The organism is Vibrio sp. 10N.286.45.E10, assembly GCF_002874195.2.
GTDB lineage: Bacteria > Pseudomonadota > Gammaproteobacteria > Enterobacterales > Vibrionaceae > Vibrio > Vibrio crassostreae.
The window spans coordinates 930,373-944,052 of record NZ_MCWD02000002.1 but is presented as its reverse complement, the minus strand read 5'-3'; the positions used below and the strand labels follow the sequence as shown (position 1 = coordinate 944,052).

Below are 13,680 nucleotides of genomic sequence, written 5' to 3'. Positions count from 1 at the left end.
TGCATTGATGTGATTACGAAAACTGTTTAGTATGGCCGTACTATAAAAATGAATCTATAACGTCTTTGGATATCATGGCTTTACCTAAAACATTAATTCGGCTTTTTAAACCATACATTATTTTATTAACTGGAGGGATGCTCTATCTAGCTGTGGCTCAGCTTGAAAAAGTAGAAACAGCAGCAACTGAACAATCATCGTCAAACATTCGTATCGCAAGCTCCACTATTCGTTCCAACATCGAAGCGACATTCGGCAAGCTCTATTTTTTAGAAACCAGTCTAGGCCTACCTAAAACGGCTCCAATCGGTGATAAAAAATTCAGAGAATTGAGCGATAATATTCTAAAAAGAACGCCAAACTTCTCCGATATCGTTCGATACCAACCACAATCCCAACAATATATATCAAGTCGTGGATTACCTCTTTCCCATGAACAAATCGATTCCATAAAATGGAACTCAATAGACAGTGTGGTTGAGGATTTCTACATCTCTTCGATTTACCAAAAAGCAGATGGTCGTTGGGTGTTCGCAGTTAAACATACAGCGGAAAGATTGAATGAAGAAATATGGATTGAGTTTGACCTTTTACACACCACACAAGGATTAAGAGACTTAAAAACGCTTAATCACGGCTATGTGTTTGTAGTTGACCGAGCAACAGAACGACTGGTCTTCCACCCAGACCCAAAGCGTATCGGATCTAAATCAGTCAGCTATCACGCAGGTATCAGCCATCAACTCTCACAAGGTGAAACCGTTGGTAAGCACGAATATTACTATCAAGATAACTTCAAAATATCGGTATTTGACGCTGACAACAGCTTGAACTGGGTATTCATCGCAGGCACCGATCGCCATGATATCTTAACCAGCTCACACCAATTTACGTTAACTGGCTTGGTACTTGGTTCACTGCTTCTATTGTGGATTGGCGCAAACTATCTGGCTTATCGTTTGAATGTGTCCTTGTCACAACTGAATAAAGTCGATGACCTTGTAAGCTTTAAGCGAGAGTTAAGATCCATACTGGACAGCTTCACCTACCAAAAAGGCATTCAATTCTGTCTCTATCAGCCTGAGAACCACGCATTCAGTACCATCGACTATCACGGAAACAAGTCAACGGTACATTGTGACAAAGCCCTTGCAGAGCGATTTACACCGGACACCATGGCTTACAGAAGCGGAAAATACGCCGACCCATTAGCGTGTAAACTCAAAATACACCAACGTCATTACTGTATTCCTTTGCACTCTCGTAAGCAGTTGATCGCAGTGTTGTACGTAAACGCAAACTTACCGATCAGCCAGAGTATTCTGCGAATGATCCGGGATTACACTGAGGTCTCTTTGTCGAACTTACTGCTTCAACATCAATTGAGTAGCAAAGATCTGATGACGCAGTTAGACAATAAGAGCAGTTTCAGTATCGCCATCGAAAACTACGCGAGCGAGCCCGATACCTATGTTGCTCTGCTTGATATCGATAACTTCGACCACGTAAACCGTGCCTACGGTGAAGCAGTCGGTGACAAGATGATCAAGCTGACTGCAGAATCGATACGTTATTACTTCCCGAAACCGAAAGGACTTTGCTTGGCGCGTGTTGGAGGAAAGGAGTTCGCGGTATTGTTCAAAGCCAATGATGTGAAAGATGCCAAATTCCAGCTAGACCAGTGCCGAGTCGGAATCGCGGAGAAAACCATCGTCACTCCAGATATCACCTTATCGCTAGGGGTTAGCGTGGGGTACTCACAAATAGAAGGCGAAACAGACTCAGCTTTAGCGCTAGCGGAACAGGCAAAGCTTATCGCGCAACAACTTGGTAAGAACCGAGTGGAAAGCCACATCAGAGCCGTTGCCAAAGCATCTTAAACGCATTCCAACAAGCCTGTAGATTATCACACACGACAAAGCACCTAGGGTTCCAAATTCAAGGTGCTTTTGTTTTTCTAGAAAGTCATTACAATGCGCCTTCGATAAGACAATATCCCCTTTTCTAACGACACGAATCTTATGAAGCTAAGTAACCGACTGCAAACTCTCCACTCCCTTGTCAGCAATGACTACCAGCATATTTGGGACTGTTGCTGTGATCATGGCTTTTTGGGTGTTCAACTGTTGTCGGATAATAAAGCACCTCAGATTCACTTTGTCGATATTGTCCCGTCTCTAATGAGTGAACTTGAAGACAAGCTAGCGCACTACTTTCCACAAGATAATAAAGCTGAACAAACGGTTACCAGTCAATGGCAAGTCTACTGCATGGATGTCGCCGCTATTCCGCTTGAGAAACATACTGGCAAACACCTAGTTATTATTGCAGGCGTCGGTGGCGATCTCACTCAGAAACTCGTCGATGACATTCATCGTCAACACCCAAACAAAGCGATCGATTTCTTGCTTTGTCCGGTGCATCAGCAATTCGAGTTGAGAAGCCATTTAAAGGCGCTCAATTTTGGTCTTATTGATGAAATGTTGCTCGAAGAGAACCGTCGTTACTACGAGGTGTTATTGGTGAGTAATAACCAAGGTGATTCAGAAAATAGCCAAAACATTAGCGAGATATCAAACGTAGGTGACAAGATCTGGACACCAAGTTGTGATGAACAAATGAAGGTATCACAGCAATACAAAGCCAAAACATTGCAGCATTATCTTCGCATTCATCAAGGCCAAGAGCAGCAAGGTAAACCCAGCGAAGTGAAGCACATCATTGATGCATACCAAGCGATTTAGTCCTCACCTGTTCTGCATATAGCATTGATTTTACTACCACTAGATTATAGTAAGTACTAACTTTATCGCTTACCGTTAGTAAAGCCGATTAAATAAAAAAGCCGACAGTTCAATGAACTATCGGCTTTTTTAATGCTATCAATTTGGTTTAAGCTTACTGCTCTTATTTCTTATGAACCGCATCAGGCTCACCAGTCGTTTCAACCTCAGAGGGCGTATCAACACCATAAACTGTATCAAGATAGTCGTCTTTCTCTTTCCACGTATTGTTCAACCAACTGTGGAAGCGACGTTTAAATGCCTTATCTTCAAAGTAGTTACCATTCACGTTCTCATCCATTGCATGCAGTTTAATACGCACGACTACCTTGGTCATTTTGCCTTTCAGCATATCTTCAAATGGAGAAGTCTGGTTTTCCGGATAAGCCAAAGTAACATCGACGATACCATCTAAGATTGGACCCATTGCCGATAGAGCAAACGCCACACCGCCGGTTTTAGGCTTGAGTAAGTGACGATAAGGTGTTTTGACTGTCGCTAGTTTGTCGTGGTTGGCACGAGTCCCTTCAACAAAGTTCACCAAGGTTGTCGGTGCAAGTTTGAACTTAGTACACGCTTTGTTGATTGCATCGAAGTCATCATTACGACGCTCTGGGTTACGCAGCAAAAACTCACGAGAATGGCGTCTCATAAAGGGCATATCTAGCCCCCAACATGCCAACCCAACAAATGGGACGTACAGCAGTTCATGCTTAAGGAAGAACTTAGTCATCGGCATTTTGTCTTTCAAGATAGAAGACAAGATCACGATATCCGCCCAACTCAGATGATTCGACATCATCAAATACCACTGTTTGGTCGAGATATCTTCCCCGCCTTCCACTTGCCACTCGATGTCGTTGTTCACGTTCAACATCCAAAGGTTGAGCGAAGCCCAGCACCAAAATGTGAAGTTAGCTAAACGAGTACACGACTTCTGTACAACAGAGATTGGCAGAATCAGTTTGATGAGGCCAAAGAAACTCACGGTAAACGCAGTCATTGCAGTATTGATGGTCACGAACAGTACGTTCAAGGCCATACGAAGATTATCAAGCATAAAACACGGCTATATTGAGATCGAAAGCCGCCATTATACGCATCTATAAATTATTCTCTTTAGTTATTAGTGCAATACTTCAGGGGTCAAACCACTCTTCGGACTTTGCGAAAGCTCGGCTCTAAATCCCCCAAAACAACGCACCACGCACACAACAAACACACACATGAGTCATTTGGACCAATTTATAAAAGGGTCTTTTTGACACAAAAACAATCAATTCCAGCCATCAAGTCAGTATTGATAAGCATTCTCATTATTGGCATGGTACATGCAACTCCAAAATGTAAATAGTTGAGTATCCTTAATGAGATAACTTCTCTTCATAAAGGTGATGATATGACAGATATTCCTCATGGTTTGGTAACCGGAAAAGTCCTACACAAGACAGAGTGGACAGAACAATTGTTCTCACTCCAAGTCAGTGCTCCTGTCTCCCCTTATCAGGCAGGTCAGTTTACTAAGCTCGGTTTGCTAAATAGTGAAGATGAGTTCGTGAGACGTGCTTATTCAATGGTCAATGCGCCGGAACATGAGCAAGGTCATCAGCATCTAGAGTTTTTGATTATTAAGGATCAAAACGGTCAGCTCTCGCCCCAGCTTCATGAATTGAAGGCAGGCGATGACATCTTTGTCGGCAAAGACCCAAGCGGCTTTATGACATTGGATGAGATCCCAGAGAACGTCGACGATCTATGGATGCTTTCAACCGGAACCGCGATTGGCCCATTTATCTCAATGCTCGAAAGCATGCAGATCCAACAGCAGAATGGATTGGCTTCAGAAAAAGCCGCGTCATTCAACAACCTTGTATTGGTTCATGCCGTAAGAACAGAACAAGACCTGACTTATCGAGACCGTATCACTCAACTCGTCGATCACTTTCAAGGAAAACTTAAATATGTGCCAATTATTTCTAGAGAATCAGTTACCGGAACTTTGCGCGGACGAATCCCAAGTTTGTTACTTGGAGGCGATCTTGAGCAAGCCGCGTCTGTCGCTTTCAATCAAACCCGCAGTTTCTTCTACCTTTGCGGCAATCCGCAAATGGTTCGAGACACAAGTGACGCACTAACAAGTTTAGGTTTCGAAAAGCATCTACGGAGAAAGCCTGGTCAATTCAGCAGTGAAAATTACTGGTAAAGATAGGCCACCTAAAACACCGAAGTATCTATTTCAAAGAACAGTCAGATAAGAGGTTTTATATGAGTCATTTACGTATTCCGTCACACTGGAAAATCCAACGTTCAACACCGTTTTTCACTAAAGACAACGTACCTGCCGCGTTAATTAGTCACCACAACACTGCTGAGGGTGTATTCGGTCAATTATGTGTTATGGAAGGCACGGTTACCTACCATGGTTTTGCAAACGCGGATGCGACAGAACCAGAAGTCACCGTTGTCATCAACGCAGGACAATTTGCTACAAGTCCGCCTCAATATTGGCACCGAGTAGAACTGAGTGACGACGCGCAATTCAACATTAACTTCTGGTCAGAAAAAGAGACTAAGAAGATGTTCAACACCCGAAAGTAAGATCTGCTCAGTATTGATGAACTTATAAGCAAGCGACATCGTAATGTGATTTTTAATGTTCAGTAAATTACGACAAAAGACCAAATAACCATAGTAATTACAATGACTAATGTTGATAGACAAGAGAAAAAAACTCTAGCACACTGAACAGAGTTGTTAATTTTAACCCCTTATCAAATAAACATAATTGGGGTATTCATTTTTTAGGTAAGAGAGGAAGCCATGCTCAACATTGCTTTTTTTAGCTCAAAATCATACGACGAAAAATCATTCAACCTTGCGAAAGGCGATCTCAACGCTGAGTTTCATTTCCATGATTTTCGCCTCACTACAACCACGGCAAAAATGGCGCACGACAACGAAGTGGTGTGTGCATTTGTAAACGACGACCTATCGCGAGACGTGTTAGAGATTCTTGCACAAGGCGGCACTAAGCTGATTGCGATGCGCTGTGCGGGCTTCGATAAAGTCGACCTAGACGCAGCCAAAGAGTTTGGCCTGCAAGTGGTGCGCGTTCCGGCTTATTCACCAGAATCAGTAGCAGAACACACGGTTGGCATGATGATGTGTTTGAACCGTAAGCTGCACAAGGCATACCAACGTACTCGTGATGCGAACTTCTCCCTTGAAGGCTTGGTAGGCTTTAACTTCCACGGTAAAACCGTTGGTGTGATTGGTTCAGGGAAGATTGGTCTAGCAACTATGCGAATCCTGAAAGGTTTGGGGATGAACATCTTGTGCTACGACCCATATCCAAACCCATTAGCCGTTGAACTAGGTGCTAAATACGTTGAACTGGATGAGCTTTATCAAGATTCTGACGTGATTTCTTTGCACTGCCCTATGAGTAAAGAAAACTACCATCTATTAGATGCGACTGCATTTGAGAAAATGAAAAATGGCGTGATGATCGTCAACACTAGTCGCGGTGAACTGCTAGATTCAACTGCAGCTATTGAAGCGCTTAAGCAGAGTAAGATTGGCGCGCTTGGCCTTGATGTTTACGACAACGAGAAAGAGCTGTTCTTCCAAGACAAGTCTAACGATGTGATTGTCGATGACGTATTCCGTCGCCTATCTGCTTGTCACAACGTGCTGTTCACAGGTCACCAAGCTTTCTTAACCAAAGATGCTCTGTTCAACATCGCCAATACAACCCTAACCAGCGTTGATGCTTTCTTTGCAGGCAACACCAGCGGCAATGAACTGGTTTAATAGCTGAGTTGCTCTTAGATTAAATATGAAGCCACGCTAGCCCAAAAAATGAACTCGCGTGGCTCTTTCGTCTATTTAATACGTCTTAGTTCACTGTCTTCAAATGTCTTGACCTTCTGATGATAAAACCAATCATTTGGTAGCGCTTCACAGTGCTTTTTCAACTGAAAAGTCGTTGTAATGACATTATTCAGATAGTAAAAAATCTCACCTATTTATAGTCTATTGATAATAAACAGAACAAGTTTTGTACTTAAGTCTATATTGTTACTCCAAATCAAAACTGAACTTCTAGCCTTTGACAGCACCGGACGTTAGACCTGCAATCAGCTGTCGAGAACTGATAGCAAACAAGATCATCAATGGTAAAACCGCGACCGCAATACCAGTAAACATCGCGCCGTAAGGGATAAGCGCCGTACTGCCTTGCAGTGAACGAAGGGCTAGTGGAAGCGTGAACATCTCCATGTCGTTCATAACAACAAGTGGGCCCATAAAGTTGTTCCATTGGCCAATGAATGTCACCAGACCTAATGTTCCCAATGCTGGTGTGATCAAAGGAATAATGATTCTGAAGAAAATCGAGAATTCACCACACCCATCCATACGAGCCGCTTCAATCAACTCTCTTGGAATTGCAGAGCTGATGTATTGACGCATAAGGAAGATCCCCATCGCACCCACCGCCATTGGAATATATAGCGCTTTTGGTGTGTTCATCCAGCCTAACCAAGACATGATCAAAGCGGTAGGAATCATACTTAAGAACGCTGGCAGCATCATCGTAGCCATTACAAACACGAACAGACGGTTCTTATGTTTAAACTCGAACATTGCGAACGCATAACCTGCCAATGAACAGAACAGTAGATTCAATATCGTCGTAATCAGTGCGATGTAGAATGACCAACCTAAATTCTTCCAAAAGTGCGGAAGATAACCGATCAGAGCGTTAAGGTTCACGCCCAGCTGATCACCAAACCACATTGGCGGTGGGACAGAAAGAATCGCTTGGTTATCGTGAGTCGCAAAGATGAAGATAAAGTAAAACGGTATCAGCATCATCAACGCGCCCATTATGACAAATCCGTACGCGACAAGCTCACTAAGTGTAAATTTGATTTTCATGATTAGCTCTCGCTCTCTTTATCAGCAAAGATTTTGTTATTACCCCACGTAAGGGCCGCAATTATTAAGAATAAGAACCAAGATATTGCTGACGCTGTACCAAAATCACCCTCTTGGAATGCAGTGATGTACATGTGCATCGCGGCCGATTTTGCAGCTTGGTCGATACCACCAGTACCATCGGTAATAATGAATGGTTCTTCAAAGATCTGTAGGCTACCGATAATGGAAAGCGTAACTGCAAAGAACATCATTGGCTTAAGCATAGGCAGCGTAATGTAGAAGAACTGCTTAAGCTTGGTTGCCCCATCAATCGTTGCTGCTTCATAAAGATCTTTAGGAATTGTCTGCATTGCTGATAAGTACAAAATGGTATTCCAACCAACATAGCGCCAGAAAACAACAAACGACACCATCGTCTTAGTGTATTCAGGCTGATTCCAGTCAATATTTTCCGTTGGGAATAAGATCGCAAACGGTTGGAAGTCACCAATGCTGATCGTACCGATAGAGGTCAACATCATGTTGATCAAGCCATAGTCACGAGAGAATAGCGTAGTAAAGATCATCGCTACCGCTACCGTCGAAGTAATGTATGGCAAGAAATACAAACCCATGATGGTATTACGACCACGCTTGAAAGCGGTATGGATAAAGAATGCTAAAGGAATCGCCACTAAGTGCTGTGGAATACCCGAAGCAAGTGCCATCCAAAACGTGTTGTATAGAGATGTATGGAACCAATCATCACCAAGAGTAAAGATGTAGTTCTCAAGCCCTACCCACTCCATTGCACCAAATCCTGCTGCTGGCTCCCAGTAGTGGAACGATAGAAACAGAGAGAACAACATTGGGAATAAACCAAAAATTGCAAATACGATAAAGAATGGGCTGATGAATACGTACGGTATCCACTTGTGGCTATTGGCCTTTAGCTTCTCTATCCGAGAGACAGTTTGTACAGGCTCACTTTTAGTTATAATAGCGTCAGACATAATTACCCCTGCGCAGTGCCAGTAATTGTAAGACCTTCTAGGTCAAACAGGTGTGTACGGTTTAGGTCGAAGTAAAGTTCGATTTGCTGATTTTCTAACTCTTCTAAGCCCGTTGGAGATTCAACTTCCGCCAGAATATTTTGTCCGTCCAAAGAACAGTGAAGGTGGTAATTTGAACCCAGAAGCTCAACCATATTAACGGTGACTGTTAAGGTACCAATATTGTCAGACTGAACCGTTTGACGATTTAGATAGAAATCACTTGGGCGAATACCATATTCGATATCAAATGTTGGCAAATCGTGTGTTTTATTTAACGTAACGGTTTGCTCACCCACTGTCACAATCGTGTCATCTGATGACGTTGCTCGTGCAGAAAGAATGTTCATCTCTGGCGCGCCAATGAATGTCGCCACAAATTTACTGCAAGGCGATTCAAAGATTTCTTTTGGTGTACCTACTTGCGAAACATAACCATCTTTTAAGATAACGACTCGGTCAGCTAAGCTCATTGCTTCAACCTGATCGTGAGTAACATACAGTGTCGTAGTTTTAATCTTCTTATGCATTGCTTTAATCTCAGCACGCATGGTTCCACGAAGTTTAGTATCAAGGTTAGACAGTGGTTCATCAAACAAGAATACCGATGGCACTCGAACCATTGCACGCCCCATAGCAACACGCTGGCGTTGACCACCAGAGAGTGCTTTTGGGTAGCGCTTCAACAAAGGGGTAAGCTCTAACGATTCAGCTACTTCTTTAACGTGTTCAGCGATGACTTCTTTTTTAACACCGGCCATTTTCATTGGGAAACCGATGTTTTTTTCCACTGTCATGTGCGGATACAGCGCGTAGCTTTGGAACACCATCGCAGTGTCGCGATCTTTTGGATGAAGATCATTCACCAAACGATCACCAATTCGAATATCGCCTGAAGTAATGTCTTCTAGACCAGCAAGCATACGAAGTGTCGTTGATTTTCCGCAACCAGATGGGCCAAGAAAAACCACAAACTCACCATTATCGATATGAAGATCGAATTGCTTAACTACTTGCGTTTGACCGTACGCTTTTTTTACGTTTTCGAAAGTAACGGAACTCATTATTTGTACCTTTAGAAAAGTGGAACTTGCTAGCGAGAAACGCGGCTACAAGAGTCGTAGCCGCAAAGTTTATTTATTTTTAAATTAACGACGAGCGCGACGCTTAATCAATTTAGCTGCATCTGACAACGCTTTATCGATATCGACGTTATGGTTAATCACTTTTTCAAATGCATCATCAATAATGCGCTCTGCAATTGGGTCGTGACGGTGAGCTGAAATAGCAGGAATACGCTCTGCCGATTCACGCCAGATCAAGCGCGCTTTCTGATTACCAAGAATGGTCATCTCTTCGTTCATTTCAGGCGCTTGTTGCGCTTCAACAGAAGAAGGGAATGTACCGAACTCTAGTGCTGCAACCTGAGTTTCAACGCGATCAGACATGTACTTAATGAATGTCCACGCTTCTTCTTTATGCTCAGCTCGTGCTGGAATTGATAAGAATGTTCCACCCCAGCTTGCGTAAGTGCCACCTGGTAGTTGCGCAGTACGCCAATAATCAGTATCAGGCGAGATAAAGTCACGAATGTGTCCAACAAACCAAGACCCGAACATTTGAGTCGCGATATCACCACGGCGCAGACCTTCGTTCCACTCGGTACTCCACTGGTTTACTTCTGCAGACAAGTCGTTATCAAACAGCTCTTTGCCGACACGGAACGCTTCTTTGAAACGGTCACTTTCAACTAAGATCTTATTGTCTTCACCAAAATAAACGGACTGACCTTCGTCTAAACCGCTTCGTAGTACAATTTTCATTGCTGTCGAAGCATTATCAACAATGTAGCTGCCGTTGTTCTCTTTTAGCTTTTTGCCCATTTCGACAAAGCTATCCCAATCTTTCAGCATCTCTTCAGCGCTAATTCCTGCTGATTCCAACACATCAGAACGGTAAAAAATCGTGCCCGGACCAATATCCACAGGAATAGCCACTTGCTCACCGCGGTTATTTTTACCTAGTGGTACAGTAAATGGTGAGAATCTCTCGGCGAAACTACCCGCATTATAAGGGGCTTGGTTTAGATCTTCTAAGCCACCAGCATTTGCTAAACGACCAATGAAGCCCACTTCTAGTGCAGCAACATCAGGTACGTTAGCGCCTGTAGACAGTGATGTTGTCAGAGCGGTGTGGTGATCTTGGAACGACAGCGATCGTAGGTTAATTTTGATGTTCGGATATTGTTTTTCAAAATCAGGCGTAATCAAGCGAACAACTTGGTCATAGTTTGCAAATGCAGCGACATTAAGTGTCACTTGCTCTCCAGCAAGCGCAGCCGTAGAAAATAGAGCCGCAGCGATAACGCCAGATACAGTGCTTAATTGTAACTTTTTCATACCTATCCTTATTGTTTGTAGAGTATTCGGCTTTAACACCGTATTAGCTATTAAGAGCGTCAACAGAAATAATCTTCATATCAGTAAAGTGAACAGGGCCTAATGAGTTATAGAACCCAATTCCACCGCATTTGAATGTCTCTGGCATCGCTGCGTCTTTAACACTAAAGGTATCAACACCATTTATTGAACATTCAAAATGGTCATCTACAGCCTTGACCTTAAACTCATAAGCATTATGCGGTTGCCACTCAAACGGGGCGACAGCGATAATACGAGATTCACCAAATGATTCATGCATCAAAATCGCGGTGTCATCTTTTGTCAGTTCTATTCGGTAATAACGTGTGAGGCCGAGGTAGCGAACGATAGGACCAAACGCATTTTTTGTTTGCGGTACCAAGCGAATGCTCAGTTCATAGTCTTCAAAATCTTGGCTACCAAATGCGAATACACCAGGGTCTGTGATGTCATCATTTACGAAACGGTAGATGTCTTGATTATCAAACTTGATTTTGGTGTCCATCGTATTAATGAAACTACTTTCCCAAATTTCATGGTGCGGCGTATTATCAAAACCAATCGTCTGAGTCGGCGTACCTGTCCAGTCTAGAGAGTGAAGCTTGATTTGACCGTGTTGCGAGCTTTCTATAGTACCGGTAATCTCGATGCCAATATTCGCAATCATCTTGAAGTTAGCCTGAGGAATCGCCCATTGAAGGCTATTTCGCTCACCAGCATTTAATCGCACAAACTCGCTTGAAACTGTCGTGATGTTTAGCGCTGTATCGTACATTTCGATAAACAAACGAATATCAACGTCAGCATTTGCTTCTTTTGTAAGTTCAAGTTCCGCGACAACATCTTGACCAGGGTAAAGCGTTGGGCTGCCAACAACATGGTAAGATGATTCGTTAACCTTGCATTCTTTGTCTGTATGCGTGGCTGTTTTGACTTTCAGTGGAACACCGGAAATCAGATTTTTGTAATCAATCGTCAATGCACTATCTGGATTAGACAGTGCCGCTGTTCTTACATGGTTATGTTTGCTGTCTAATTGGAAGCCTTGGACTGCGCCCGGAAGAGAGAAGTGGAAACGCGGTTTTTTCGGTAGTGTTTCACCGGTATGCCAGCGGACAACCAATTCCATCATTTTGTCTGCTTCACGCAGCGCATCTGAAATATGTTCATGAATGTGAGCTGTAGGTAACAAGATACGATCAGCAACAGGACCACGCCAGTCATAACCGTCATTAATACTGTCTAGGTCTAAACGAATGCCGTTAATACAACCAACGTTTGCTGCATTACAGTCTGTATCCCACCCTGCGGTATTAACAATCATCATCGCTTTGTGGAAGTTGTCTTGTCCATAAAGTAGAGAAAGGATGATCAATCCATGATTAGGAACAACATGGCATGTACCGTCAAATTTATCGTAGCCATACTTTTCGCGAAGTTGAGTAAAAGCGTAGCGCCAATCCTGTGGGTTTTCACTGTGCCATTGGCGCACATCTGCAATGACTTTTGGGATGATACTGTCTTGGCTAATATGACTCAGTGCCGAATCAATCAATGTATCTAGATTCGTTTCGTTAAATGCTAAGGATTCGATCACAGCAATAACAACTGCAGCGTCAACCGAAGCACCATCGTGGCTAACTAAACCAGCTTCACGAGCCATATTTGCTGCTCTATCCGGCATATTTGGGTTAAGCATTCCCCAACCGTCAATGAAGATTTGAGCGCCAATTTGCTCCGCGACTGTTTGTCCGTTCGTTTTGATTGAACCACTTTTTGGGGCTGGAATACCATTTTTTAGATTTTGCCAAGCTGTATGCTCAGTTGATTGACCATACCCGCCCCACCAAAGAACGGTTTTCCCTTTGATCAGGATATCTAACCAAGTTTGACCGATATGTACTGAAGAGAAGTCCTTACGAAATAAATGATCTTCTAGAGCATGAGTGAACATAAATGTACCGGTAATATCATCATCGCTACAAATCAAAGGGTGATTGACTTCTTCGTTTACATAGCAATTGATATCGCCAAAGGTTTTACTTATTTGACTATAACCCCAACCCTCGAAAGGCCTTCCAACATATACACCGACAATCTTACCTAGTATTCCAGAATATATTTTACGGTATAAACCTTTGCTATACATCATACCTCCAACGCTATTAATATTATTGTTACTTTATATTTAAGGAAGCAATAAAGAACTTCTCATCTGATGCGGATGATACAGAGTTATACCTCTATAAATTGTGATCCAAGCACTAAAATTTATTCTCGAGCCATTTACACCATCAAAAAACAATTCACAGTAAACAACTGATAAATAACAATTAAAATCAATTAAAACTGAATGATTTCACGCATTATTGGTTGAAAACGATTTACGTCACGCTAATACGGCCTATATTTGAATAAAATTCATACAACTTCATAATTCACATCACTCGCAATTATCCACCATCGCTAACCTCGTACTAGAAGAATAATAAATTTCACAAT

Annotated in this window: 11 protein-coding genes; 5 read left to right on the top strand and 6 right to left on the bottom strand. The window is 42.7% G+C overall.

Annotated elements, in window-relative coordinates:
- The first annotated feature begins 137 nt into the window (after nt 1-137).
- Together BCU34_RS17255 and BCU34_RS17250 are read left to right on the top strand one after the other, a co-directional pair.
- Nucleotides 138-1,880, top strand: a complete 1,743-nt coding sequence (locus BCU34_RS17255) for a diguanylate cyclase (RefSeq protein WP_102478806.1) — start codon at nt 138-140, stop codon at nt 1,878-1,880.
- 141 nt (nt 1,881-2,021) lie between these two features.
- Nucleotides 2,022-2,744, top strand: coding sequence for a tRNA (adenine(22)-N(1))-methyltransferase (locus BCU34_RS17250; RefSeq protein ID WP_102478807.1), 723 nt, complete (start codon nt 2,022-2,024; stop codon nt 2,742-2,744).
- A gap of 163 nt (nt 2,745-2,907) precedes the next feature.
- Here BCU34_RS17250 and BCU34_RS17245 read toward each other — a convergent pair whose 3' ends face one another.
- On the bottom strand, nt 2,908-3,843 hold the full coding sequence (locus tag BCU34_RS17245) for an acyltransferase (protein ID WP_102478808.1): 936 nt from the start codon (nt 3,841-3,843) through the stop codon (nt 2,908-2,910).
- A 339-nt stretch (nt 3,844-4,182) separates the two neighbouring features.
- Here BCU34_RS17245 and BCU34_RS17240 point away from each other — a divergent pair, with 339 nt between their 5' ends.
- The 3 genes from BCU34_RS17240 (at nt 4,183) to BCU34_RS17230 (ending at nt 6,596) form a co-directional block, all read left to right on the top strand.
- On the top strand, nt 4,183-4,986 hold the full coding sequence (locus BCU34_RS17240; RefSeq protein ID WP_102478809.1) for a ferredoxin--NADP reductase: 804 nt from the start codon (nt 4,183-4,185) through the stop codon (nt 4,984-4,986).
- A gap of 62 nt (nt 4,987-5,048) precedes the next feature.
- Nucleotides 5,049-5,381 carry a DUF1971 domain-containing protein gene (locus BCU34_RS17235; RefSeq protein ID WP_102478810.1) on the top strand — a complete coding sequence of 111 codons (333 nt, stop codon included), beginning with the start codon at nt 5,049-5,051 and terminating at the stop codon, nt 5,379-5,381.
- 222 nt (nt 5,382-5,603) lie between these two features.
- Complete coding sequence (locus tag BCU34_RS17230; RefSeq protein ID WP_102478811.1) at nt 5,604-6,596, top strand: 2-hydroxyacid dehydrogenase; 993 nt, start codon at nt 5,604-5,606, stop codon at nt 6,594-6,596.
- Nucleotides 6,597-6,887: 291 nt separating this feature from the next.
- Here the strand turns inward: BCU34_RS17230 and BCU34_RS17225 are convergent, their stop codons facing one another.
- The 5 genes from BCU34_RS17225 to BCU34_RS17205 all read right to left on the bottom strand — a co-directional run bounded on the left by BCU34_RS17225 (nt 6,888) and on the right by BCU34_RS17205 (nt 13,330).
- A complete protein-coding gene (locus BCU34_RS17225) occupies nt 6,888-7,724 on the bottom strand; it encodes a carbohydrate ABC transporter permease (RefSeq protein WP_060980646.1) in 837 nt (278 codons plus the stop codon).
- A 2-nt stretch (nt 7,725-7,726) separates the two neighbouring features.
- On the bottom strand, nt 7,727-8,719 hold the full coding sequence (locus BCU34_RS17220) for a carbohydrate ABC transporter permease (RefSeq protein WP_102431446.1): 993 nt from the start codon (nt 8,717-8,719) through the stop codon (nt 7,727-7,729).
- Nucleotides 8,720-8,721: 2 nt separating this feature from the next.
- Nucleotides 8,722-9,822 (bottom strand): ABC transporter ATP-binding protein, encoded by a 1,101-nt coding sequence (locus BCU34_RS17215; protein ID WP_102431447.1) that lies wholly within the window; start codon nt 9,820-9,822, stop codon nt 8,722-8,724.
- Between the two features lie 84 nt (nt 9,823-9,906).
- Complete coding sequence (locus BCU34_RS17210) at nt 9,907-11,157, bottom strand: ABC transporter substrate-binding protein (protein WP_102431448.1); 1,251 nt, start codon at nt 11,155-11,157, stop codon at nt 9,907-9,909.
- Nucleotides 11,158-11,200: 43 nt separating this feature from the next.
- Nucleotides 11,201-13,330: an ADP-ribosylglycohydrolase family protein gene (locus BCU34_RS17205; RefSeq protein ID WP_102478812.1), complete on the bottom strand. Its 2,130-nt coding sequence runs from the start codon at nt 13,328-13,330 to the stop codon at nt 11,201-11,203.
- Nucleotides 13,331-13,680 lie beyond the last annotated feature (350 nt).